This window comes from Massilia pseudoviolaceinigra, from assembly GCF_030846505.1.
Taxonomy (GTDB): Bacteria; Pseudomonadota; Gammaproteobacteria; order Burkholderiales; family Burkholderiaceae_D; genus Telluria_A; species Telluria_A violaceinigra.
This window is the reverse complement of record NZ_JAVCWL010000038.1, coordinates 42,213-66,607: the sequence shown is the minus strand read 5'-3', so window position 1 is coordinate 66,607 and position 24,395 is coordinate 42,213. Positions and strand designations below refer to the sequence as shown.

Annotated in this window: 22 protein-coding genes; 7 read left to right on the top strand and 15 right to left on the bottom strand. The window is 62.7% G+C overall.

From position 1 onward, the window contains the following. Nucleotides 1–234: 234 nt before the first annotated feature. The 13 genes from RBA40_RS28335 to rpmH all read right to left on the bottom strand — a co-directional run bounded on the left by RBA40_RS28335 (nucleotide 235) and on the right by rpmH (nucleotide 10,160). The gene (locus RBA40_RS28335) at nucleotides 235–1,527 is read right to left on the bottom strand and encodes an RNA polymerase sigma factor (RefSeq protein WP_306651802.1); all 1,293 of its coding nucleotides are present in this window, start codon (nucleotides 1,525–1,527) and stop codon (nucleotides 235–237) included. 39 nt (nucleotides 1,528–1,566) lie between these two features. Beyond that, complete coding sequence (locus RBA40_RS28330) at nucleotides 1,567–2,421, bottom strand: YciI family protein (protein WP_306651800.1); 855 nt, start codon at nucleotides 2,419–2,421, stop codon at nucleotides 1,567–1,569. Nucleotides 2,422–2,511: 90 nt separating this feature from the next. After that, nucleotides 2,512–2,925 carry a YciI family protein gene (locus RBA40_RS28325; RefSeq protein ID WP_099872656.1) on the bottom strand — a complete coding sequence of 138 codons (414 nt, stop codon included), beginning with the start codon at nucleotides 2,923–2,925 and terminating at the stop codon, nucleotides 2,512–2,514. 13 nt (nucleotides 2,926–2,938) lie between these two features. After that, nucleotides 2,939–3,418, bottom strand: a complete 480-nt coding sequence (locus RBA40_RS28320; protein ID WP_306651798.1) for a VOC family protein — start codon at nucleotides 3,416–3,418, stop codon at nucleotides 2,939–2,941. A gap of 25 nt (nucleotides 3,419–3,443) precedes the next feature. Beyond that, nucleotides 3,444–3,908 (bottom strand): GyrI-like domain-containing protein, encoded by a 465-nt coding sequence (locus tag RBA40_RS28315; RefSeq protein WP_306651796.1) that lies wholly within the window; start codon nucleotides 3,906–3,908, stop codon nucleotides 3,444–3,446. Nucleotides 3,909–3,994: 86 nt separating this feature from the next. Continuing rightward, complete coding sequence (locus tag RBA40_RS28310) at nucleotides 3,995–4,780, bottom strand: EAL domain-containing protein (protein WP_306651794.1); 786 nt, start codon at nucleotides 4,778–4,780, stop codon at nucleotides 3,995–3,997. A gap of 110 nt (nucleotides 4,781–4,890) precedes the next feature. Continuing rightward, nucleotides 4,891–5,406: a hypothetical protein gene (locus RBA40_RS28305; RefSeq protein WP_306651793.1), complete on the bottom strand. Its 516-nt coding sequence runs from the start codon at nucleotides 5,404–5,406 to the stop codon at nucleotides 4,891–4,893. A 109-nt stretch (nucleotides 5,407–5,515) separates the two neighbouring features. Continuing rightward, complete coding sequence (ybiA, locus tag RBA40_RS28300) at nucleotides 5,516–6,073, bottom strand: riboflavin biosynthesis intermediates N-glycosidase (RefSeq protein WP_306651791.1); 558 nt, start codon at nucleotides 6,071–6,073, stop codon at nucleotides 5,516–5,518. Between the two features lie 60 nt (nucleotides 6,074–6,133). Beyond that, nucleotides 6,134–7,513, bottom strand: coding sequence for a tRNA uridine-5-carboxymethylaminomethyl(34) synthesis GTPase MnmE (mnmE, locus tag RBA40_RS28295; RefSeq protein WP_306651789.1), 1,380 nt, complete (start codon nucleotides 7,511–7,513; stop codon nucleotides 6,134–6,136). A 112-nt stretch (nucleotides 7,514–7,625) separates the two neighbouring features. After that, on the bottom strand, nucleotides 7,626–9,284 hold the full coding sequence (gene yidC, locus RBA40_RS28290) for a membrane protein insertase YidC (protein ID WP_306651787.1): 1,659 nt from the start codon (nucleotides 9,282–9,284) through the stop codon (nucleotides 7,626–7,628). A gap of 11 nt (nucleotides 9,285–9,295) precedes the next feature. Further along, the gene (gene yidD / locus RBA40_RS28285) at nucleotides 9,296–9,556 is read right to left on the bottom strand and encodes a membrane protein insertion efficiency factor YidD (protein ID WP_099872682.1); all 261 of its coding nucleotides are present in this window, start codon (nucleotides 9,554–9,556) and stop codon (nucleotides 9,296–9,298) included. Further along, complete coding sequence (gene rnpA, locus RBA40_RS28280; RefSeq protein WP_306651785.1) at nucleotides 9,553–9,993, bottom strand: ribonuclease P protein component; 441 nt, start codon at nucleotides 9,991–9,993, stop codon at nucleotides 9,553–9,555. The genes yidD and rnpA overlap by 4 nt, the downstream gene beginning before the upstream one ends. Before the next feature lie 32 nt (nucleotides 9,994–10,025). Further along, nucleotides 10,026–10,160: a 50S ribosomal protein L34 gene (gene rpmH, locus RBA40_RS28275; protein ID WP_010401996.1), complete on the bottom strand. Its 135-nt coding sequence runs from the start codon at nucleotides 10,158–10,160 to the stop codon at nucleotides 10,026–10,028. A 580-nt stretch (nucleotides 10,161–10,740) separates the two neighbouring features. Here rpmH and dnaA point away from each other — a divergent pair. The 3 genes from dnaA to gyrB all read left to right on the top strand — a co-directional run bounded on the left by dnaA (nucleotide 10,741) and on the right by gyrB (nucleotide 16,109). Then, entirely contained in the window at nucleotides 10,741–12,150 is a 1,410-nt protein-coding gene (gene dnaA, locus RBA40_RS28270; protein ID WP_054265132.1) for a chromosomal replication initiator protein DnaA, read from the top strand. Between the two features lie 181 nt (nucleotides 12,151–12,331). Further along, nucleotides 12,332–13,438: a DNA polymerase III subunit beta gene (gene dnaN / locus RBA40_RS28265; RefSeq protein ID WP_054265133.1), complete on the top strand. Its 1,107-nt coding sequence runs from the start codon at nucleotides 12,332–12,334 to the stop codon at nucleotides 13,436–13,438. Nucleotides 13,439–13,616: 178 nt separating this feature from the next. Continuing rightward, on the top strand, nucleotides 13,617–16,109 hold the full coding sequence (gene gyrB / locus RBA40_RS28260; protein WP_306651783.1) for a DNA topoisomerase (ATP-hydrolyzing) subunit B: 2,493 nt from the start codon (nucleotides 13,617–13,619) through the stop codon (nucleotides 16,107–16,109). A 90-nt stretch (nucleotides 16,110–16,199) separates the two neighbouring features. On the opposite strand, the gene RBA40_RS28255 is transcribed toward gyrB, so the two are convergent. Both RBA40_RS28255 and RBA40_RS28250 read right to left on the bottom strand, forming a co-directional pair. Continuing rightward, nucleotides 16,200–16,862 carry a DUF4276 family protein gene (locus tag RBA40_RS28255; RefSeq protein WP_306651781.1) on the bottom strand — a complete coding sequence of 221 codons (663 nt, stop codon included), beginning with the start codon at nucleotides 16,860–16,862 and terminating at the stop codon, nucleotides 16,200–16,202. Then, nucleotides 16,862–17,941 (bottom strand): AAA family ATPase, encoded by a 1,080-nt coding sequence (locus tag RBA40_RS28250; protein ID WP_306651780.1) that lies wholly within the window; start codon nucleotides 17,939–17,941, stop codon nucleotides 16,862–16,864. The genes RBA40_RS28255 and RBA40_RS28250 overlap by 1 nt, the downstream gene beginning before the upstream one ends. Nucleotides 17,942–18,204: 263 nt before the next feature. Between RBA40_RS28250 and RBA40_RS28245 the strand changes: the two genes are divergently transcribed. The 4 genes from RBA40_RS28245 to RBA40_RS28230 all read left to right on the top strand — a co-directional run bounded on the left by RBA40_RS28245 (nucleotide 18,205) and on the right by RBA40_RS28230 (nucleotide 24,380). Beyond that, the gene (locus RBA40_RS28245; protein WP_306651777.1) at nucleotides 18,205–18,813 is read left to right on the top strand and encodes a DUF2760 domain-containing protein; all 609 of its coding nucleotides are present in this window, start codon (nucleotides 18,205–18,207) and stop codon (nucleotides 18,811–18,813) included. Continuing rightward, on the top strand, nucleotides 18,810–20,651 hold the full coding sequence (locus RBA40_RS28240; RefSeq protein WP_306651776.1) for an Hsp70 family protein: 1,842 nt from the start codon (nucleotides 18,810–18,812) through the stop codon (nucleotides 20,649–20,651). The genes RBA40_RS28245 and RBA40_RS28240 overlap by 4 nt, the downstream gene beginning before the upstream one ends. Before the next feature lie 8 nt (nucleotides 20,652–20,659). Beyond that, on the top strand, nucleotides 20,660–23,497 hold the full coding sequence (locus tag RBA40_RS28235) for an Hsp70 family protein (RefSeq protein ID WP_306651774.1): 2,838 nt from the start codon (nucleotides 20,660–20,662) through the stop codon (nucleotides 23,495–23,497). A 91-nt stretch (nucleotides 23,498–23,588) separates the two neighbouring features. Beyond that, the gene (locus tag RBA40_RS28230) at nucleotides 23,589–24,380 is read left to right on the top strand and encodes an HNH endonuclease (RefSeq protein WP_306651773.1); all 792 of its coding nucleotides are present in this window, start codon (nucleotides 23,589–23,591) and stop codon (nucleotides 24,378–24,380) included. Nucleotides 24,381–24,395 lie beyond the last annotated feature (15 nt).

Sequence of the window (24,395 nt, the reverse complement as noted above, 5' to 3'; positions counted from 1 at the left end):
ATTTGGACCGACGACCGTTCACTGAATCTATTTTTGCCACCGCCATTAAGACCGTCATTCCTGCCATTGGCAGAAATGACTTCCCGCGTAGGCGGGAATCCAAGGGGCTGTCGCTGAGCAAACAGGGCTTGGATTCCCGCCGAGGGCCGCCTTGGCGCGGGAATGACGGTTTTGAGTGTAGTGGCAAAAACGACTGACGCTACACCCAGCGGCAGCGGCACGCAGCGCATCCGTCTATCCCCCATCCCCAGCGCAACCTTGCGCGCGCGCCAGCAGCAGCGCCCGCTCGCGCAAATTATTGGTCAACTCCGCCGCCTGCCTGAACTCGGCACAGGCCTCGTCCATGCGCCCCAGGCGCGCCAGCAAATCGCCTCGCACGCTGGGCAGCAAGTGATAATTGCGCAGCGTATCGCTGGCGATCAGCGCATCGACCAGTTCCAGCCCGGCCGCCGGCCCGTACGCCATCCCCAGCACCACCGCGCGGTTGAGCTCCACCACGGGCGACGGCATCAGCTGCGCCAGCGCATCGTACAGCGCGGCAATGCGCTGCCAGTCGGTCTGCTCCGGTGCCAATGCGCGCGCATGGCAGGCGGCGATGGCGGCCTGCAGCGCGTACGGCCCGTAGCTCTCGCCCAGCTGCCCTGCCCGTTCCAGCGCCGCCAGCCCGCGCCGGATCAGCAACTGGTCCCAGCGGCTGCGGTCCTGGTCGAGCAGCAAGACCGGCTCGCCTTGAGGCCCGAGCCGCGCCCGCGCGCGCGAGGACTGGATTTCCATCAGCGCCACCAAGCCGTGCACCTCGGATTCCTGCGGCAACAGGCCAGCGAGGATGCGCCCCAGCCGCAAGGCCTCGTCGCACAGCTTGGGGCGCATCCAGTCGCCGCCGGCGCTGGCCGAATAGCCTTCGTTGTAGATCAGATAAATGACTTGCAGCACCGACGCCAGGCGCGCCACCAACTGGTCGGTGCGCGGCACCTCGAACGGGACCTTCGCTTCGGCCAGGGTGCGCTTGGCGCGCACGATGCGCTGCGCCACCGTCGCTTCGGAGACGAGGAACGCATGGGCGATTTCATCGGTCGTCAGCCCGCCCAGCAGGCGCAGGGTGAGCGCCACGCGCGCCTCGGTCGAGAGCACCGGGTGGCAGGCGATGAACATCAGGCGCAGCAGATCGTCGCCGATGTCGTCTTCCAGGGTGGCGTCGAGGTCGGGCGAAGCATCCTGCAGCAAGGTTTCGATTTCGTAGGTGAGCTCGGACTCCTTGTTACGCTGCAAGGTGGCATGGCGCAGATGGTCGAGCGCGCGGTTCTTGGCCACCGTCATCAGCCAGGCGGCCGGATTGTCGGGAATGCCGGCCTCGGGCCAGCGTTCCAGCGCACTGACCAAGGCGTCCTGCGCCAGTTCCTCGGCCAGGCCGACATTGCGCAGCATGCGCGCCAGCGCCCCGATGATGCGGGCCGACTCGATGCGCCAGACGCCTTCGATAACGCGCGCGGCCGCGTGCTTCGCCTGCGTCGCTCCCTTTGCCGGCATCGGTTCCTTTGCTTGCGTCGCTTCCTTTGCCGCCATCGGCTAGCGTGGCACGGGCGCGCCGGCCAGCTGCGCGCGCATGCCGGCGTCGAGCTGATGAGTGCGCATGTGCTGCTCGGCGGCGCGCAACTCGGGCGTGAAGACGGCGGCGCCGTCATGCAGCTCGGCCAGCTGGCGGATTTCCACCTCGACCGGCGGGCCGACCGGATACGGATTGCGCGTGGCCCAGGCGATAGCGTCCTGCAGCGACGGGGCGCGGATCAGCCAGTAGCCGGCGATCATTTCCTTGATTTCGGTGAAGGGGCCATCGACCACGGTCAGCTTGCCGGACGCCAGCCTGACGCGCGTGCCCAATGCGCTCGAGCGCAGCCCGTCGGCCCCCAGCAGCACGCCGGCGCGCGCCTCGGCCGCATTATGGGCGTCCAGGGCGTCAAGCCGGGCGCGGGCGACCGGGGCTTCATTTTCCAGGTCGACGCTGGAACGCAGCAGGATGGCGTAGCGCTGGCCGGACGCACCGGGCTGCTCGGCCGCGTGGACGTCGGCGCAGCCATCCGGGCAGCCGCTCACGCGCACCTCGACCTCGGCGGCGCCCGCCTCGCCCGGCGGCCAGCGCGCGGCCCATTCCAGCGCTTCGCCTTTCGATGCGACATCGATCGCGGCGAAGCCGGCAATGAGCGCGTGCGCACCCGCAAAAGGACCGTCAGTCCGGATCACGCGGCCGTCGGCGATGCTCAGGCGCACGCCGCTGGCGCTGGGAAGCAAGTGCTCGCAGGCGCGCAGGATGCCGGCGTCCGCCATGGCGCCGGTGTAGGCCACCAGGGCCGCGCGGCCGGCGGGCGAGATGGGCAGGCCGGCTTCGTGGGCCGGGTCGGATCGCCGCAAGAGCATGTAGCGCATGGTGTTCTCCAGGTGGGGGCGCAGTGAACGAATCGTGCCGATGAACCGCCCTTCCCGCCTGATGGGCGGGAAGGGCAGGAACGGCATGGACTACAGCTGCGCGCGCAATCGTTCTTCCTGCTCGCGCAGCTCCGGCGTGAATTCGGCGCCGAAATCTTCCGCCTCAAACACTTGCCGGATCTCGATCTCGGAATCGCTTTCCATCGGATTCGGACAGCGCTTGACCCACTCGATCGCTTCTTCCTTCGACTTTACCTGAATCAGCCAGAAGCCCGCAACGAGCTCCTTGGTTTCGGCAAACGGCCCGTCGACCACAGTGCGCTTGTTGCCCGAAAACTGGACGCGCGCGCCACGCGAACTCGGGTGCAAGCCTTCGCCTGCGAGCATCACGCCGGCCTTGACCAATTCTTCGTTGTATTTGCCCATCTCGGTCAGCAGCTTTTCGCTGGGCATTTTTCCAGCCTCGGACTCGGGGCTGGCCTTGACGATGATCATGAATCGCATGGTCGGTCTCCTGTCATGCGCCGGGTTCGCCGCAGGCCTTGGCCGCGCCTTCCTGCATTTCTTCCATGGTCATGTCGCGCACGTGATGGGCGATCGACCAGCTGTGGCCGTACGGGTCCTTGACCACGCCATAGCGGTCGCCCCAGAACATGTCGGCCGGCGGCATGACGGCGGTGGCGCCGGCGTCGATGGCGCGCTGGAATGCCGCGTCGGCATCCTGCACGTACAGGTGCAGGGTGACGGGCGAGCCTTTCAGGGTCAGGGGGCCGATGGAACCCCACTCCGGCGTTTCTTCGGCCAGCATGATGGCGGAATCGCCGATGCGGATCATTCCGTGGATCAGCTTGCCATTCGGCGCCAGCATCTTGCCGGTATCGGTGGCGCCGAAGGCCTTGACATAAAAATCGATGGCCGACACGGCGTCCGCGCACACGATGTGCGGGGTAACGGTGTGCATGTCTTCGGGAATACGTTGGACGGCTTGCGTGCTCATGGAGATTCTCCTTTGCGTATATTGGTTAGTCAGTCAATGGTTGGTTAAGTTCCGTGCGCCAGGTGGATGGATCGGGATCGAGATCCGGACCGCTGACGTACACTTCCCACAGGCCAGGCGCTTTGCTCAGGCCCTGCGCCTCGATCCAGGCCATCAGCTGGCCCCAGGCGCCGGGCAAGGCGTCGTAGGGCCCATGCAGGACGGCGCGTGCCACCCGCGCCGCCGGCAGTACACCGGGCTGCACGCGCCCGGCTGGCGTGACCGGCGCGGACACCGGAACGCCGATTTCAAAGTCGAAACGGTCGGGCTGCATGCTGAAGTGGTGCGAATAGCAGCGTCCGGCAGGGCCGTTGCCCTGGGCCGCGGTCGTGGCCAGCAATTCGGCCATGCCGGGGCCCATCACGTGGACGATCTCGGCGCGTGGAATGTCGAGGCGAATGACGGCCGCCTGCACCGGGTCGGTACGGGTGATATACGGCGTGTCGAGCATAGCGTTTTCTCCTTGAAGAGTGGGTTGCTACTACGACGACGAAGCAGCCATCGCGAAATCGACAGCTTTTTTGATTATTTTTTAGTTTACTTCCAGGCGGCCGGATCGACCACGCCGATCGCGCGGAACGCGGGCTGGCAGAACAGATAGCCCTGCATCAGGTCCACGCCGGCATCGCGCAGGAAATCGCGCTCGCCGGGCGTTTCGATGCCTTCGGCCAGCACCGCGATATCCAGCTTGGCGCAGATGCTCACGATCCCGGACACGATGGCTTGCCTGGCCGGGCTGGTATCGATATCGCGCACCAGCTGCATGTCGATCTTGATGATATCGGGCTGGAATTCGGACAAAAGGTTCAAGCCGGCATAGCCGGCGCCGAAATCGTCGATGGCGGTGCGAAAACCGAAGCGGCGGTACTCCTCGAAGATATTGACGAGGTGCGGGCGGTCCATCACCTGTTCGCTTTCGGTGACCTCGAAGATAATCCGCTCGATCGGAAAGCCATATTCGCGCGCCGCATTGAAGGTGCTGCGGATGCAGGCTTCGGGCCGGTACACGGCATTCGGCAGGAAGTTAATCGACAGTAGCTCGGCGATGCCCAGTTCGGCCGCGCCGCGAATGGCCCGCACCCGGCAGGCCTGGTCGAACATGTAGCGGTTGGTATCGTTGACCTTGGAAAGCACCGAATACGCCGATTCGCCGTTCGGCCCGCGCACCAGCGCTTCGTGCGCGTAAATGGCGCGCTGGCGCAGGTGAACGATCGGCTGGTAGGCGTATTCGAAATCGAAACCCAGTTCGTCGTTATTCCTGCATTGCACGCAAGCGGCAACCGGCTTGACGTGGGCATCGTCGGCGGGGCAAATGGGGATCATCGGGCAGCCACTCCTGGAAATGCGGCGAATGAGCCACTATATCAAATGAGCGGACTCATGCGCGCACCGTGCAAGCGGCCCGGTGCGGCTTGCCGCTTGCCGGTGTAAAACTATCGCGCGAGGATCGCCGCTGCCGTCTGCTTCAGTATGCCGACCCGTTTGGCGGTGCAGCGCACGTCCTGCTCATTGTACGTTTCATCGGCCAGCTTTTCGCACTCGACCGCACGGGCAATAATCTTATGTACTGCGCTGCCGCGGCGCACCAGCAATTCACTGGTGTAGCTATTCATCCACGCCTCGTCGCCAAGGCCGGCGACCGGGATCACCTGGCTGGACGGCGTGGTCATCACCATGTCTTTTTCGGCGCCGGCCGGCAGCGGCTTGGTGTATTGCTCGATGATGAACATGGATGGACCTTGCTTGGCGGCCGCCGTCGTGAACACACATGCTTCCGAGAACATCCCCGTGCTGGCTTCCTTGCCGACCACCGGCATGCCGATCAGCGCCGCGATGGTCGCGCTTGGCAGAATATCGCAGACAGGCGTCGCGATCGCGGGCGCGGCAAAAGCAGGCAAGGCTGCCAGTTGCACTAGCAGAATAGCTGCGGCGCGAAAATACTTCTTCATACACATCCCTTCGGTTGTCATTGTGTCGATCAGCTGAGCATTATAGCAACATTAGTTTCATTGCTATAGAGATAACTGATGCACATTCACAACACAACGGAACGGGCGGTCATGCCTGTTGCAACTGCCGGCGCGCTTCCATCACGGCGAATCCGAGCAGGTTCGGCCCTTCCCACTGGTTCGGGTCTTCCGAACGGGGATCGGCCGCGGCCAGGCCGGTGCCCCAGATGCGGTCGACCGGACTGGCTTCGACCAGCACGTGCGCGCCGGTACCGGTCAGGAACTCGCGCAGGGCCGGGTTTTGTCCGAATTTGGCGACGTTGGCGCGGCAGACGATATCGAAACGGTGCGCCAGCCAGTCGGCATCGACAAAACCGGCCACGCCGCGGCCGAGCGCCTTGGCGGCGCCGGGGGTGGGCGCGGCAAGTACCTTGGCGCGGGTGGGCTCGTCGTTGAACAGGCGCGCCTTGGCGGCCATCATGAAGTGCTCGGCGGTGGCGTAACGGTCGCCGTCGAGCTCGAACGGGGCTTCGTACCACTGGCTGAAGCAGCTGCGCGTGATCTTGCCGTCCTTGGCGGGCGTGTGGCCCCAGAACTGCAAAAACGAAAACGATTCGCCGGCGTTGAAACGGCTGCGCAGTTCATCCAGGGTGCGTGGTAATTCCATGTTGAAGCCTTTTCGTGCAGGGAAATCATTAAAAATAACGCTGTGGCGCTGGCCGGTAACCTATTTACCGATACAAAAGCGGCTGAAAATCACACCCAGCAAATCATCCGACGAAAACTGGCCGGTGATACTCGACAGCTGCGCCTGCGCCAGCCGCAATTCCTCGGCGAACAGGTCGAGGGACTGGTCGTTTTGCGCGGCATGCTCGCCCGCCAGCGCCAGGTGCTTGTGCGCCGAGCGCAAGGCGATCAGATGCCGTTCGCGCGCCAGGAACAGCGATTCGCCGGTCTGTTGCCAGCCGGCGATGCGCAACAATTCCGCGCGCAGCAAGTCCATGCCCACGTGCTCATGCGCAGACAGATAGATATTGGTCGCTTCCTCGGTCGGGTTGACCGAGGGCTTGTGGCCCGACAGGTCGATCTTGTTCCACACGCGCAGCACCGGCACGCCGGCCGGAAAGGCGGCGACGATGGCGTCGTCGGCCCGGGTCGGCCCCTGGTCGGCGTCGAGCAGGTGCAGGATGACATCGGCCTTGGCCACTTCGCCCCAGGTGCGCTCGATGCCGATGCGTTCGACCACGTCCACGGCGTCATCGATGGTGCGGATGCCCGCGGTGTCGATGATGTTAAGCGGAATGCCTTCGATCTGGATGGTTTCGCTGACCTTGTCGCGCGTGGTGCCGGCGATCGGGGTGACGATGGCCACGTCGGCCCCGGCCAGGGCATTGAGAAGTGAAGACTTACCCACGTTGGGCTGGCCGACCAGCACCACGTTGAGCCCTTCGCGCAGCAGCGCGCCCTGGGCCGCCTGCTGGAACACACGCTCCAGGGAGGCCACGATGACGGCCAGCTGGCCGCGCGCGTCGGACTTTTCGAGGAAGTCGATCTCTTCTTCCGGGAAATCAAGGGTCGCTTCGACCAGCATGCGTAGGCCGATGGTTTGCTCGACCAGGGTATTGATGGTCTTGGAAAAGGCACCGGAGAGCGACTGCGTGGCCGACTTGGCGGCGGCCTCGGTGGAGGCGTCGATCAGATCGGCGACCGCTTCGGCCTGGGCCAGGTCGAGCTTGTCGTTCAGATAGGCGCGGCGCGTGAATTCACCCGGCTCGGCCAGGCGCAAGCCGGATTCGGCGCCCGCTTCGAGCACGCGTGCGAGCAGCATCTGCAACACAATCGGTCCGCCATGGCCCTGCAGTTCGAGCACGTCTTCGCCGGTGTACGAGTGCGGGCCCTTGAAATACAGGGCGATACCCTGGTCGATCACGCTGCCGTCGGCCTGCTTGAAAGGAATATAGGTCGCGCGGCGCGCGCTCAACGTGACATCCGGAAACAGCACGGCCAGCAGCGGCGCCAGCGATTTGCCGGAGGCGCGCACGACGCCGATGCCGCCGCGGCCCGGTGCGGTGGCGATTGCGGCGATGGGGGAAGTATCGAGTTTCATAGGTGTGATTGTAATTTAATTGCCGCAACAGGCTGGCGGCATTGTGTTGGCGCGCGCGCGGGCATAAAAAAAGCCCGTGGGGAACACGGGCTTTTTTGAGCGCGGCTAACGCTTATTTCTTGGCTGCGGCGTCTTCAAATTTCTTGGTGATCACCCATTGCTGGCCGATCGACAAGATGTTGTTGACTACCCAGTACAGCACCAGACCCGACGGGAAGAAGATGAACATGACCGAGAACGCCAGCGGCATGAACAGCATCATCTTCGCTTGCATCGGATCGGCCGGGGCCGGGTTCAGCTTGGTCGTGATGAACATCGAGATCGCGTACAGCACCGGCAGGATGAAGTACGGGTCGGGCGCGGTCAGGTCGGTGATCCAGCCGATCCATGGGGCGCCGCGCATTTCGGCGGACGCCTGCAGCACCCAGTACAGGGCGATAAAGACCGGCATCTGGACCAGGATCGGCAGGCAGCCGCCCAGCGGATTGATCTTTTCGGTCTTGTACAGTTCCATCGTGGCCTGGTTCATCTTGGCCGGGTCGCCTTTGTACTTCTCGCGGATGGCTTGCATCTTCGGCGTCACCACCTTGATGCGCGCCATGCTCTTGTAGCCGGCAGCCGACAGCGGGAAGAACAGCAGCTTGATCAGGATGGTGAAGGCGATGATGGTCCAGCCCCAGTTGCCCAGGACATTATGGATCTGGTCCATGACCCAGAAGATCGGCTGCGCAATGATGGTCAGGAAACCATAATCCTTGACCCGCTCCAGGCCCGGCGCGATGGTGGCCAGCTTGTTTTCGTCCTGCGGGCCGGAATACAGGCGCACGTCGCTCGACACGCTCGCGCCAGGGGCGATGGTGCCCAGCGGCATCAGGGTACCGATGGCGTAGAGATTGGTGTCGATCTTCTTGGTGAAGATATCACGCGGCTTGTTTGCCGGCGGCAGGAAAGCCGAGACGAAATAGTGCTGCGAAATGGCGACCCAGCCATCGTTCGCCTTGGTGGCGTGCTCGGCATGGCCTTTTTTCTCGATGGCTTCGAACGTCAGCTTCTGGTAGTGCTCGCCCGGGGTGTACATCGTCGGGCCCGTGTAGCTCGAATTGAAGTAGGACTCGCCCTCTGGCTTGTTGCCGTGGTGCAGCAACTGCACGTACAGTGACGGATTGACCGGCGCGGTGCCGACGTTGGCGACATCGTGGCGCATGCCGATCAGGTAATCGCCACGCTTGAAGGTGAAGGTCTTGGTCAGCTTGACGCCGGCCTGCTCGGCTTCGAGCACCAGCTGGACTTCATTGGCGCTGTCGAGCGCGCGCGGACCGGACTTGGCGACGAAGCCGGTTTCATGGCTCGGCATCGCCGCGCCCGCCACATTGCCGATCAGGCCGGTCTGGCCGACATAGATACCCTTGGGCGTCACATCGAACAGGACCTGGTTCTTGGTCTTGTCGATGGAATCGCGGAACTTGAGCAATTCAAGACGCTTGATCACGCCACCGGCGGTATCGATGTCGACTTTCATGACATCGGTGGTGATGGTGATCGTTTCGCCCTTGAAAGCGGCCGGCGCGGCGGCGCCAGGCACGCCGGCGACGCCAGCGGCGGCCGCCGGCAGGCTGGTGGCCGGTGCGGTGGTGGCGACCACGGCCGTCTTCGCAGGCGGCGCGGCGGAAAACATGGACTGTTTACCGTTCGCTACCATCCAGTCGTTCCAGAGAACCACCAGCGAGACGGAAAACACGATCCACAGGATAGTACGTTTATTGATTTCCATTGAGGTATTGGTCAGGAGTGGTTGCAGCCGCAAGCGGCTGTAGAAGAATTCTTCGGGCGCGCGGGGGGCACCGGATCGAATCCGCCATCATCCCACGGATGGCAGCGGCACAGGCGGCGCGCGCTCAGCAGGCTGCCGCGCGCGGCGCCGTGGGTGCGGATCGCTTCGATCGCATAATTGGAGCAGGTCGGGTAAAAGCGGCAGCGCTGCCCCAGCATCGGGGATAACATCAGCTGATAGCCACGCAATAACCAGACGAGCAGGGTATTCATGGGGACGCTTTCGGCTCGCTTGCCGCGTCGGGTGTCGCATCGCGCGGCGCACCAGGTGACGCACTACGTGGCGCTTGGGACGAAAACAGGCGCGCAATTTCAGCGCGCAGGATCGCCTTGAGCGCGGCGGTGGTGGCCGGGCCTTGCTTGGTGTTGACCGGGCGCGCGAGGCGCACGATGCAGTCGACGGGAGGCAGCGGCGCCATGCGGAACAGCTCGCGCGTCACGCGCTTGATCGTATTGCGGGTGACGGCACGAGGCGCAAAGCGCTTGGCCACGACCACGCCGAGCCGCGCATGCGGCAAGTCGTTCGAGCGGGTGTAGAGCACGAAATGGGCTGTTTTTTGGGCAGGGCGCAAACGAAAAACGGATGAAAATTCATCCGTTTTAACGATACGCCGAACGCGCGCGAAGTCGTGTGAACCTTCGCTAGTCATAGCCAACCGCGATCGAGCAGTAAGTGCCAGACTTATACAGCCAGGCGTTTGCGACCCTTGGCGCGGCGTGCATTGAGCACATCGCGACCGCCACGGGTAGCCATACGTGCGCGGAAGCCGTGCGTACGCTTGCGACGAACGACGGAAGGTTGGTAAGTACGTTTCATGGTGGTCTCGCTTAAAGCAAAATAAAATGCAAAATCGGGTCTGACGTCCCGTCAGTTTTCGGCGCCAATGACATTTCGCAGATGTTAAGCCAGCGTCACGCCACAGCAAAAATACTCGTATTTACCCGCTAAGCCACACCAACAAGTCACAGCAAGCTGACTCATTTGCACGGAGTACGGGCGGGGAACCTTGGATTAGAACTCATTTGACTGGCTTTTGTCAAGGAAGGCTGTGGTTTGGGGGCTTGGCTGGGGTGGATGGGCGGGGAAATGTTGGGTGGGAAACACAGTGCAACCGCGTCGTTCCCGCCGAGGGCCGCCTTGGCGCGGGAACGACGGTGGGGGTAGGTGCGTGCAGCTGGCGCAGAATACGAGAACGACGTGAATTTACGACAACTTGCCTTTCCTCTATTTCCCCTCTGCCACGTCACCTCCGCACCGAAAATAAGCAGCGTGCCTGTGGATAACTCGGGCCTTCGCGGGTAGAATAGCGTGTTACGTGTGGCGAACCGCTCGCAACGCATGCGCTAGCGAAGCATCATCGAACCGCCCCTCCACACCTTATTCAGACAGAAGATTCATGGAAAATTTTTGGCAGACCTGTTCCGCGCAGTTGGAACTGGAGCTGACGCCGCAACAATTCAGTGCGTGGATCAAACCGCTGGTTGCCCTCGACTACGAGGACGGCAAGTTGCGCATCGCAGCACCGAACCGCTTCAAGCTGGACTGGGTGAAGTCGCAGTTCGCCAACCGCATCACCGCCCTCGCCTCCCAATACTGGGAAGCGCCGACGGAAGTGCAGTTCGTGCTCGACCCGCGTAACGCGCTGCCGAAAAAACCGGTCGCGCCCCATCCGGCCCCGAACGACGGCCCGCTGCCCGGCACCATCAACAATGGTCCCGGCAATGGCCCGGCGGACAATCCGGCTGCGCCCGAAATGTTCAACATCGGAAATTCGCCGCGCCGCGAACAGAGCCGCGTCAACACCGACCTGACCTTCGACAGCTTTGTCACCGGTAAGGCCAACCAGCTGGCGCGCGCCGCCGCGATCCAGGTGGCCAACAATCCGGGCGTGAGCTACAACCCACTGTTCTTCTACGGCGGTGTGGGCCTCGGTAAAACGCACTTGATCCACGCGATCGGCAACCAGGTGATGGCCGACCAGCCGGGCGCCAAGATTCGCTACATCCACGCGGAACAGTATGTGCGCGACGTCGTCACGGCCTATCAACGCAAGGGCTTCGACGACTTCAAGCATTACTACCACTCGCTGGACATGCTGCTGATCGATGATATTCAATTCTTCGGCGGCAAAAGCCGCACGCAGGAAGAGTTTTTCTATGCGTTCGAGGCACTGATTGCCGCGAAAAAGCAGATCATCATCACCAGCGATACGTATCCCAAAGAAATCACCGGCATGGACGACCGCCTGATCTCGCGTTTCGATTCCGGCCTGACGGTGGCGATCGAGCCGCCGGAGCTGGAAATGCGCGTGGCGATTTTGCTGAAAAAAGCCCAGTCCGAAGGCGTGACGTTCTCGGACGACGTGGCCTTTTTTGTGGCCAAGCATCTGCGCTCGAACGTGCGCGAGCTCGAAGGCGCGCTGCGCAAGATCCTGGCGTACTCGCGCTTCCACGGCAAGGACATCACCATCGACGTGGTGAAAGAAGCGCTGAAGGATTTGCTGTCGGTACAGAACCGCCAGATCTCGGTGGAAAACATCCAGAAGACGGTGGCCGACTTCTTCAGCATCAAGGTGGCCGACATGTATTCCAAGCGCCGGCCTGCGAACATTGCGCGGCCGCGCCAGATCGCGATGTACCTGGCCAAGGAATTGACGCAGAAGAGCTTGCCGGAGATCGGCGAACTGTTCGGCGGACGCGACCACACCACGGTGCTGCACGCGGTGCGCAAGATCGCACTCGACCGCACCAAGAACGCGGAGTGCAACCACGAGCTGCACGTCCTGGAACAGACTTTGAAGGGTTAAAGCCTGAATTAATGTGCGGACGGCAATTTCTGGCAAAATATAGCATTAGCAGCAAGGTTACCGTGGCCCTGTTGTTGCGTTGTCAGCCTCAAGGCAAGTCCGCTTGCCGGGGGCGGCCAGCGTAGCGGCACTGCTTACCGGGCCATACAGTACATTTCTGACAACTCTACCGAGGATTACTATGCAATTGGTCAAAACCACCCGAGATACCCTTCTCCGGCCACTGCAGATCGTGAGCGGTATTGTCGAGCGTCGGCACACTATGCCGATTCTGGCCAATATCCTCATCCGCAAGGACGGCGAAAACGTCTCGTTCCTGTCGACGGACACCGAAGTGCAGATCACGACGCACGCCAGCATCGGCTCGGGTGCCGATGTGGCCGGTACCACCGTGGCCGCGCGCAAGCTGCTGGACATTTTGCGCGCCCTGCCCGAGTCGGGCGACGTGACGATGACCTTGCTGAACAAGCGCCTGACGGTGCAGACCGGCAAATCGCGCTTCGCGCTGCAAACCCTGGCGGCGGAAGAGTTTCCGACCGTCTCGGTCGCGGACACCTACAACGCCACAGTCACCCTGCCGCAGAAAACGCTCAAGCACCTGTTCAACATGGTGCACTTTTCGATGGCGCAACAGGACATCCGTTACTACCTGAACGGCCTGCTGCTGGTGCTGGACGGCCGCAACGTGATCGCCGTGGCGACCGACGGCCACCGCCTGGCGTTTTGCCAGGTCGAGACCGAGCAGGAATTCACGCGCCAGGAAGTCATCATTCCGCGCAAGACGATTATCGAATTGCAGCGTTTGCTGGAAGAAAGCGACGAGACGGTCCAGCTGGACATTTCGACTTCGCAAGTCAAGCTGACGTTTGCCGACATCGAGCTGGTCTCGAAGCTGGTGGAAGGCAAGTTCCCGGATTACACGCGTGTGATTCCGAAGGGCTACAAGAACGACTTCACGATCGGCCGCGACGAGCTGCTGCGTTCCTTGCAACGCGCGGCGATCATGACCAGCGACAAGTTCAAGGGCGTACGCTGCATCATCAGCCCGGGCAGCATGAAGATCAGCTCGACCAATGCCGATCAGGAAGAAGCGGTTGAAGAGCTGGAGATCGACTACGGCGGCGACAGCGTCGACATCGGCTTCAACGTGACGTATCTGCTGGACGTGTTGAACAATTTGAAGTGCGACCAGATCAACATCGCCTTGGGCGACTCGAACTCGTCGGCGCTGATTTCGATTCCGGATAACGCGGACTTCAAGTACGTCGTTATGCCGATGCGGATTTAAGCAGCAAGCAATACCCGGAACCTAAACCCGTCGTTCCCGCGCAGGCGGGAACCCAAGTTTGCAGCGCTACCCGCGACGCATATAACTTGGGTTCCCGCCGAGTGCCACCTTGGTGCGGGAACGTCGAAGTAGTTTCCACCTTTAGTACCCGATACATCGTTTTTTGAGAAAGCAGTCCATGTCCGAGAACACACCAGCAATCCCCGCCAAGATCGAAGAATACGGAGCCTCGTCAATCCAGATCCTCGAAGGTCTGGAAGCGGTGCGCAAGCGCCCCGGCATGTACATTGGCGACACCTCGGACGGCACCGGCCTGCACCACCTGGTGTTCGAAGTGCTGGACAACTCAATTGACGAATCGCTGGCCGGTCACTGCACCGAAATCCACGTCACGATCCACTCCGACAATTCGATTTCGATCACCGATAATGGCCGCGGCGTACCGACCGGCCTCAAATTCGACGACAAGCACGAGCCGAAGCGCAGCGCTGCCGAAATCGTCATGACCGAACTGCACGCCGGCGGCAAGTTCGACCAGAACTCGTACAAAGTTTCGGGCGGCCTGCACGGCGTGGGCGTGTCCTGCGTCAACGGCCTGTCGAAACTGCTCAAGCTGACCATCCGCCGCGACGGCAAAGTGCACTACATGGAATTCGTGCGCGGCGTGCCGCAAAACCGCGAAATTGAAATGATCGACGGCGTGGCTGTTTCGCCGATCAAGGTCATCGGCGAAACCGACAAGCGCGGCACCGACGTCCACTTCTGGGCCGACGAAGAGATTTTCACGCACGTCGAATTCCACTACGAAATCCTGGCCAAGCGGATTCGCGAACTGTCGTTCCTCAATAACGGCGTCAACATCAAACTGACCGACCAGCGCACCGGCAAGGAAGAAATCTTCGCCTTCGAAGGCGGCACGCGCGGCTTCGTCGAGTACATCAACAAAGCCAAGACCGTGCTGCACCCGACCGTGTTCCAGGCAACCGGTGAGCGCCTGTCGGACCAGGGCACCAATATCAGCGTCGACGTCTCCATGCAGTGGAACGACGCCTACAACGAACAGGTACTGTGCTTCACCAATAACATTCCGCAGCGCGACGGCGGCACCCACCTGACCGGCCTGCGCGCGGCGATGACGCGCGTCATCAACAAATATATCGACGAGCACGATTTCGCCAAGAAAGCCAAGGTTGAAATCAGCGGCGACGACATGCGCGAAGGCCTGACCTGCGTGCTGTCGGTGAAAGTGCCCGAGCCGAAATTCAGCTCGCAGACCAAGGACAAACTGGTATCGAGCGAAGTGCGCGGCCCGGTCGAGGAAATCGTCGCCAAGACGCTGACCGACTACCTGATGGAAAAGCCGAACGACGCCAAAATCATCTGCGGCAAAATCGTGGAAGCGGCGCGCGCGCGCGAAGCGGCCCGCAAGGCGCGCGACCTGACCCGCCGCAAAGGCGTGATGGATGGTTTGGGTCTGTCGGCCAAACTGGCCGATTGCCAGGAAAAAGACCCGGCGCTGTGCGAACTGTACATCGTCGAGGGTGATTCGGCAGGTGGCTCGGCAAAACAAGGGCGCGACCGTAAATTCCAGGCCATTTTGCCGCTGCGCGGCAAGGTGCTGAACGTGGAAAAGGCGCGCTTTGAAAAGATGCTGTCGTCGGAACAGATCACGACCCTGATCGCGACCCTGGGTACCTCGATCGGACCGGACGAATTCAACGTCGACAAGCTGCGTTATCACCGCATCATTATCATGACCGATGCCGACGTCGACGGCGCCCACATCCGCACGCTGCTGCTGACGTTGTTCTATCGCCAGATGCCGCAATTGGTGGAACGCGGCCATATCTACATCGCGCAACCGCCTCTGTACAAGGTCAAGGCGGGCCGCGACGAGCGTTATCTCAAGGATGACGTGGAAGAAGCGAGCTACATGATGACGGTGGCGTTAAATACCGCCATGCTGACCCCGCGCGATGGCGGCGAACCGATTTCCGGCGAACCGCTGGCCGAACTGGTACGCCAGTTCAACCTGGCGAACGCGATCATGATGCGCTTGACGCGCGTGATCGACCGCGCCGCGCTGACCGCCATCATGACCGGCGTCACGCTCAATCTGGACACGCTGGACAACGCCGGGGTATCGGCCGCCGCGATGGAAAAGATGATCGACGACAAAGCAGTCAAGGTGACTGTACGTTCGGACGACCTGAGCGAAAAACACGCGCTGCGCATCGAGCGTATGCACCACGGCAATATCCAGGTCAGCTCGATCGATGCCGATTTCGTGCAGGGTGCCGATTACTCGACGCTGGCCAGTGCAGCGGCGACGTTCCAGGGTTTAATCGGCGAAGGCGCGTTTATCCGCCGCGGCGAAGGCGAGCGGATGAAGGAATCGGCGGTTGACGACTTCCACCACGCTATGCAATGGCTGCGCGACGAAGCCGAGCGCACCGTCAGCAAGCAGCGCTACAAAGGGCTGGGCGAGATGAACCCGGAACAGCTGTGGGAAACCACGATGGACCCGACTGTGCGCCGTTTGCTGAAGGTGCAGATTGATGACGCGATTGCGGCGGATCAGATTTTCACCACGCTGATGGGCGACGAGGTTGAGCCGCGCAGGAATTTCATTGAGTCGAATGCGCTGCGCGCGGGTAACATCGACGCCTAAGCTGATTAACGGGTTCCACATCCTGACAGGTTGGGAATGGTGAATGTGCGGTGGCGCTAGCACGAGAGAAAAAATTCTCGTGTCAGCGCGCTACATACTTTCGAGAGCTTGCACCCATTCGTTGAACCGGGGACACTGTTGACGAATCCGCGGCAATCCAATCTCAAGTGCAATCAAGACGCCAAACTGCGGCTTGGCGTATGCATAACGAGGCCAGCGTGCAATCAGGCGTTTCGATGGTGCGGTCAACTTGGAGTTATTTACCTGCTCCGGGCTTCCGCATTGGGCCAGTTCCATCTGCCAAGCGTCGATCACGACCTGCGGCACGTCTGCATATTGGAATGCTGTCAAGTCACTAAACAACAATGCCTCGTATTCATGCATTTGCAGATAAGGAATCAGGTTCGGCTGGGAAACGCTCGCAGCCAAGCTAGCTTCCAGCGTAGCAACCTGCAACGACGCTGACTGATTATTGTTCCAGGTGCCTACGCCAGGAAAGTCCGACGGTAAGCCGTACACATCAAACATTGTCGTGACCTTGGCGGTCGGGTCCTGCATGCACCACAGTTTAACTTGGTGGACAATTTTGCCAAAGCTAACGACGCCACCCTTGTGGCCTTTGCTGGTTTCGATAATGCGCGGAGTCAAATACACCTGGAAATCCGCCAAATGCGGCGCCAGCAGTTCACGCACAAATGTTTCTTCGGTTTGGCCCTCAACCAAGATGTTCACGCGCGTATGGTGGCCAGCCATTATCGTGGTCTCCCGCCGAATACGTTACGTTTCCACAAGTCGCCCAAGGTATATTCGTCAAGCCAATCCTTTAGCTTTGCCGCATCAAGACGTTTGAAGGTGGACTGATCATCTTCCCGGTCGACAACAATCACATGTCCCGGGTCGAAGTGATTGAGCAATTCGACTGATTGGGACGACACAATCAGTTGGTGCTGACTGGACGCCTGGCGCATCAGCGATGCAAGCAGCTCAATCGCATACGGGTGCAGACCAAGTTCCGGCTCATCGAACAGGATCGTTGCCGGCATCAGTTCATCCGGCTGCAACAAGACTGAAGCGAGGCAAATGAATCGTAACGTGCCGTCCGATAGTTGATGGCCGAGGAAAGGAAAATCACTGCCCTTTTCGTGCCACTCCAACTGTATCGAATTCGGGTCCAGCGGATTGGGGCGCAATTGAAATTCTGCGAAGAAGGGCGCAACCAGGCGTACCGTATCGGCAATTCGGCGGAAATGATCCGGGAACTGCTGCTGCACGCGGTACAGAAAGGCAGCGAGATTTGCTCCGTCCGGCCGCAGCCAGGCGTTATCATTTAATGCGCAGCTTTGCTTCATCGGCGCACTGTCGCTGGTGTCGTGGAAGTGATAGACGATCCAACTCTTAACGGATGGCACAACGTAGGCAGCGATGTTGGCATGACGCCCATTGCCCGACTCGGTCTCGGCATGACCAACTCCTAGGGGAAAATCGCGGCCAATGTAGTCCCAATAGAAGTGTTCCTTAGCGAAAATAAAGCCATTTCCTTGCGTGGGTTCAAGCGCAAGCTTGTAGCCGTTGTTGCCAAAATACATTTCCGCTTCTAACTGGGGCGTGCGTTTGCGGCCATGATAGAGGAAGGTCTCAGGCCCACCGTTTTTGGCGACATAGTAGTTCAACTCGCTCGCCATCAGGCGCGCCAACAAGCGGAAAAAACTGATGAAGTTGCTCTTCCCTGCACCATTGGCGCCAATCAGCACATTAAGATTGCTAAGCCTGAGCTTTTCCAATGAGCGAATTGACTTGTAGCCGCGAATGGTAATTTTATCGATAGAATTCATGCTGTGTCATTCGTGAGACGTGATGAGAACATCATAGCGCAGGCGCCCTTCTACCGCAGTTGCCGCCCGCGCCGGCTAGTTTTTTGCGTTGATGATACAGAGCGGCATCAACCAGCGTCGTAACCAAATGATTTATACTGCCGCGCAGCATAAATTTAGGCCCTACACAGCATACAATCCCGGTTCCGGCCCCGTGGCACCATGCACCTTGCCCGGCCAACCCTATCAGTCCGACACACAGCCGGCATACTCAGGAGTAATTGATGATCGACTCGTCGCCGAATTCGAATCACCCGTCCCCGGACAACAACCCGCCTTCTTTCCTGCGCCGCATTCCGATCGCCTTCGGCGCCTTTTTCGGCGCGCTGTCGGATGGCGGCTTCGCCGGCCGCATCGAGCGCGTGCGTGATGGCATGCCCGCGCCAACGCCGGCCCCAGTACCGGTCGCCCCGGTCGCCGCCGCACCAGCGCCAGCGCCGAAACCAGCAGCCCCCACGCCCGACACCGCCCTGCAACTGCTCTCCCTGTTCCAGCGCGACGCCCGCCTGATCGACTTCACCCAGGAAAACCTGAGCGGCTTCTCCGACGCCGACATCGGCGCCGCCGCGCGCGTGGTCCATGAAGGCTGCGCCAAGGTACTGCGCGAACACTTCACCATCGTCCCCGTGCGCGACGAAGCCGAAGGCAGCCGCGTCACCCTGAACGAAGGCTTCGACGCCCGCGCCGTACGCCTGACCGGCAACGTGGTCGGCAAGGCCCCATTCAACGGCAGCATCAGCCACCGCGGCTGGCGCGCCGCCGACGTCCGCCTGCCAACCCTGGCCGCCGGCCACGACGCCACCGTGCTGGCCCAGGCGGAGGTGGAACTGTGAGCAACGCCTACTTCTCGATCGGCATCGATCTCGGCACCACCCATTGCGCCCTGGCCTGGGTCGACCTGACCGCCAGCGATGGCGAAAAAACCACCCACGGCGTACTCGACATTCCCCAACTGGTCGACGCCGGCGCAGTCGGTAACGGCCACCTGCTGCCCTCCTTCCTGTACATGCCGCACGGCGATGAATTGCCGCCCGGCGCGCTGAACCTGCCGTGGACCAGCACGCAAGACTACGCCGTCGGCGAATTCGCCCGCGCGCGCGGCGCCCAAACGCCGATCCGCCTGGTGTCGAGCGCCAAGAGCTGGCTGTGCCATCCCGGCGTGGACCGCCGCGCGGCCATCCTGCCGAGCGACGCGCCACCGGAAGTGACCAAACTCTCGCCCCTGGAAGCGTCCACCCGCTACCTGGCGCACCTGCGCAATGCGTGGAACGCGGCCCATCCCGAAGCCCCGTTCGACGAGCAGGACATCACCGTCACCATTCCGGCCTCGTTCGACCCGGCCGCGCGCGAGCTGACGGTGGAAGCGGCCAAGGCGGCCGGCTACGTCAACCTGACCCTGTTGGAAGAACCGCAAGCGGCGCTCTACAACTGGATCCAGAACAGCGGCGGACGCTGGCGCAAGGATGCCAAGCCGGGCGACATCATCCTCGTCATCGACGTGGGCGGCGGCACCAGCGACTTTTCGCTGGTCACCGTCCTGGAGCGCGACGGCAACCTGGAACTGCACCGCATCGCCGTGGGCGACCACATCCTGCTCGGCGGCGACAATATGGACCTGGCGCTGGCCCACCTGGTAGCGCGCAAGGTTGCCGCCACCGGCACCCAGCTGGACGCGTGGCAAATGCGCGCGCTGGCCTACGCTTGCCGCGCGGCCAAGGAAAACCTGCTCAGCGATGCGCAGCTGGCCACCCAGCCGATCGTGGTGCCGAGCCGCGGCTCCAAGCTGATCGGCGGATCGATCCGCACCGAACTGACCCAGGAAGAAGTGCGCGCCACCATCCTCGAAGGCTTCTTCCCGCAGGTGGAAGCGGCGGCGCGTCCGGTCAGCCGCCCGCGCGGCGGTCTGGTCCAGCTGGGCCTGCCGTATGCGCAGGATGCCGGCGTCACCCGCCACCTGGCCGCCCTGCTGGGCCGTCAGGCCGGCGCCACGGCCGAACTGGAAGGCTTCGCCGGCAAGACCAGCGAAGGCGCCAGCTTCCTGCACCCGACCGCCGTCCTGTTCAACGGCGGCGTGTTCAAGTCGGATGTGCTGGCCGAACGCACCCTCACCACCCTCAACGACTGGCTGGCCGGCGAAGGCGCGGAACCTGCGCGCATGCTCACCGGCGCCGACCTCGACCTGGCAGTGGCGCGCGGCGCCGCGTACTACGGTTACGTGCGGCGCGGCAAGGGCATCCGCATCCGCGGCGGCACCGCGCGCGCCTACTATGTGGCCATCGAATCGTCGATGCCAGCCGTACCTGGCTTCGAGCCACCGATCCAGCTGCTGTGCGTGGCGCCATTCGGCATGGAAGAAGGCATCGAAGCGCAACTCAAGACCCAGCAATTCGGTCTGGTGGTCGGGCACGCCATCACCCTGCGCTTCTTCGGCTCGTCGGTACGGCGCCAGGACCGCCTGGGCGATCTGCTCGACTTCTGGAATCCGGACGACATGCAGGAAGTCGGCGAAATCCAGGCCACCCTGCCTGCTGAAGGACGCCAGGCGGGCGACGTGGTCGCGGTGACCCTGGCCGCCGTTGCCACCGATACCGGCACCCTGGAACTGGTGGCGCAAGCCGTCCAGGGCGAAGAGCGCTGGAAGGTGGAGTTCGACGTGCGCGGCAACAGCTAGGGCACGGCGTGGCGCGCCAGTACATCGTCGGCATCGACCTCGGTACCACCAATACCGTGGTGGCGTACGCGCCCATCGATGCGCAGGCGGATGGGCGCGCCGCCATCACACTGTTCGAGATCGGGCAGCTGGTGGCGCCAGGCCAGCTGGCGGCCTTGCCGCTGCTGCCGTCGGTGCGCTACCACCCGGCCGACGGTGAGTTGCCGGCGGCCGATGTGCGGTTGCCGTGGCCGCAAGATCATGCCGAAGCGCAGCCGATTGTCATCGGCCAACTCGCGCGCCGGCTCGGTGCGCAAGTGCCGGGCCGCATGGTGGCCAGCGCCAAAAGCTGGCTGTCGCACACGGCGGTGGACCGCTTGGCGCCGATCCTGCCATGGGGCGCCGCGCCCGATGTGGCCAAGGTGTCGCCGGTGGCGGCCAGCGCTAGCTATCTGGCGTACCTGCGCTCGGCGTGGAACAGCAAGTTTCCCGCTCATCCCCTGGAACAACAAGAACTGGTGCTGACGGTTCCTGCATCGTTCGATGAAGGCGCGCGTGCGCTGACCCTGAGCGCGGCGCGCCAGGCCGGACTGCATCAACTGCGCCTGCTGGAAGAGCCGCAGGCGGTCTTCTACGACTGGCTGTTCCGCCATCGGGGCGAACTGGCCGGGGAACTCGCGCACACGCGCATGGTGCTGGTGTGCGACGTCGGCGGCGGCACCACCGACCTGAGCCTCATCAAGGTTGATCTGCACGATGGCCAGCCGCAACTGACGCGCATCGGCGTAGGCAACCACGTGATGCTCGGCGGCGACAACATGGACCTGGCACTGGCCCATGTAACGGAAGCGAAAATGGCGCAGATGGCGGGCACCGATCAGCCGCGCGCGCATCTGTCGGCCAGTGCCCTCTCTCAATTGATGGAACGCTGCCGCGCCGCCAAGGAGCAATTGCTGGCGGCCGATGCGCCCGAGCAGGCACAGGTGACCTTGCTGGGCTCCGGGTCGCGCATGATCGGCGGCATGCGTTCGGTGGCGCTGACGCGCGATGAAGTCGGCAGCATCATCGTCGATGGCTTTTTCCCGCTGGTAGCGGCCAGCGACCGCGTGCAGCAGGGCCGCGCCGGCATCGTGGAGTTCGGCTTGCCATACGCGCGCGATCCGGCCGTCACCCGTCACATCGCCGACTTTTTGCAGCAGCACGCCAGTGCCCTGCAAGCGGCGCAGGAAGACGGCACGGCCATGCCCGATACCCTGCTGCTCAACGGCGGCGTGTTCCGCGCCGACGCGCTGGTCGAGCGCTTGCAGGAAACCTTGGGCAACTGGCGCGGCGCACCCTTGCGCCTGCTGCACAACGACAATCCGGACGTGGCCGTGGCCCGTGGCGCGGTGGCCTATGCCCTGTCGCTGCAAGGCCATGCGCCGCGCATCGATGCCGGCGCGGCGCGCAGCTATTTCCTTGTGCTCGACGAGGCAGGCACGGGGCCGAAACGCGGCATCTGCATCCTGCCGCGCGGCAGCGAAGCCGGCCGTGAAATCCTGCTCAAGGACCGCACCTTCGCCTTGCGCCTGGGGCAGCCGGTGCGCTTTCACGTGATGACGTCGAATGCCGACGGCGCCGATGCGCCGCCCACGCCCGGCGAACTGGTCGACCTGGACGATCCGAAATACGTGCGCTTGCCGCCCATTGCAACCGTGCTGCACGCGGCCAACGGCAAGGCCAAGCCGGCGGGCGGCAAACAGGAAACCACCGTGCAACTGGCCACCGCGCTGACCGAGGTCGGCACCTTGGAAATGCACTGCGTCAACCTGACCGATGCCGGCCAGCGCTGGCTGCTGGAATTCGACCTGCGGCACGACAGCGCGGAGGCCGGGAACGGCAATGCGGACGGCGTGCGCTCTCCCCAGCTGACGGGGGCCATCGACAAGATCGACCGCATTTTCGGCAAGAGCGGGCAGCAGGTGACGGCCAAGGAAGTCAAGCAGCTGCGCGCCCAACTGGAGCAACTGCTGGGCGACCGCGAGCAATGGCACACGCCGCTGCTGCGCCAGTTGTTCGACGCCTTGTGGCAGCGCGCGCGCGGAAGGCGCCGCTCCGCCGAACATGAACGGGTGTGGCTGAACCTGGCCGGCTACTGCCTGCGTCCAGGCTTCGGCTACGCGCTCGACGAATGGCGCCTGGAACAGCTGTGGACCCTGTTCGAGGCCGGCGTGCGCCATGCCAACGACAAGCAGGCGCGCGCGGAATGGTGGACCCTGTGGCGCCGCGTCGCAGGCGGGCTGGGCACTACCGAGCAATTGCGCCTGCTCGATGACTTCGCCTTCAATCTGCAAACCAATAAAGAAGGCGGCGACGCCAGCGCCACGGTGGTGGCCGGGAGCGATGACGACATGCTGCGCCTGGGCGCTTCGCTCGAACGCATTCCGGTCGATTACAAGGCGGAAATCGGCGGATGGCTGCTGGAGCGCATCCAGGCAGCGCCAGCCGCGCCGGGCAAGGACAGCACCAGCGCCAGCCGCTACCTGTGGGCGCTGGGCCGCATCGGCGCGCGCCAGCCCTTCCACGGCAGCACGCACGACGTGGTGCCGACCGAGGTGGTCGAGGGCTGGCTCGATGCCATCCTGGCGCTCGACTGGAAGCGGGTCGAGTCGGCCGCCTTTGCCGCCGTGCACCTGGCGCGCATGACCGACGACCGTTCGCGCGACCTGCCGCTGGCATTGCGCGAACGGATCGTGCAGCGGCTGGTGGCGATCAACGCGCCGCCGGCGACCATCACGATGGTGCGGCAGGTGGTGCAGCTCGATCAGGCGACCGAACGCTGGATTTTGGGGGAATCGCTGCCGCCGGGACTGAAGCTGATCGCTTGAAGGCCCGGGATGACCTGCGGTCTTATATAAAAGAAATTGAACACCTGGTACACTGGCCGCGTTCCCTTATCGACCGCGCCCACCCATCCAGATGCCTGTTTCTTTTCCACCCGAGGCATCGACCACAAGTACGGATTGGACCGACGACGAGCTGGCTGCGGCCGTGCGTGCCTACGTGGCGATGCTGCGCAGCGAACTGGTCGGCGAGCCCATCAACAAGGCGGAAGTGAACCGGCAGTTGCGCGAAGGCGCGCTGGCCGGGCGCACCAAGTCCGCCGTCGAATTCCGGATGCAGAATATCTCCTCCACCCTGTTCGACCTACGCCTTCCCCATATCATCGGCTACCGCCCTGCCAGAAACGTGGGCAGCAGCGTCAAACTGCGCATCGAGCAGATGCTGGAAGCAAACGGCCTGGAAACGCTGACGATCTACCAGCACACGGCCGACGAGCGCGAGCTTGCGCATAAGGTCACCGCGCTGCTGCGCCAGCCCGGCGGTGGCATGCCCGCCGGAACAGCCGCGCCCGCCCAAGTGATGACCCACACCTTGCGCTACGTGCGCGATCCGGCGGTCAAGGCTTGGGTGCTCAAGCTCGCCGGCGGCATCTGCGAAGGCTGCGACATGCCGGCGCCGTTCACGGGCACCGACGGCTTTCCGTATCTGGAAGTGCATCACGTCATGCCGCTCGCCAGCCACGGCTCCGACAAGCCATCGAATACCGCCGCGCTGTGTCCGAATTGCCACAGGCGCTGCCACCTGTCCCTCGACCGCGACGAATTTCGGCTCGCGCTGTACGAAAAAATCGACCGCCTCGTGCTGGAAGTGCCCGAACCCGTGCCGCACGACACCGCTGTCTACATCGATGACGCAGGCGACACCTGATGCGGCGCTGCAACA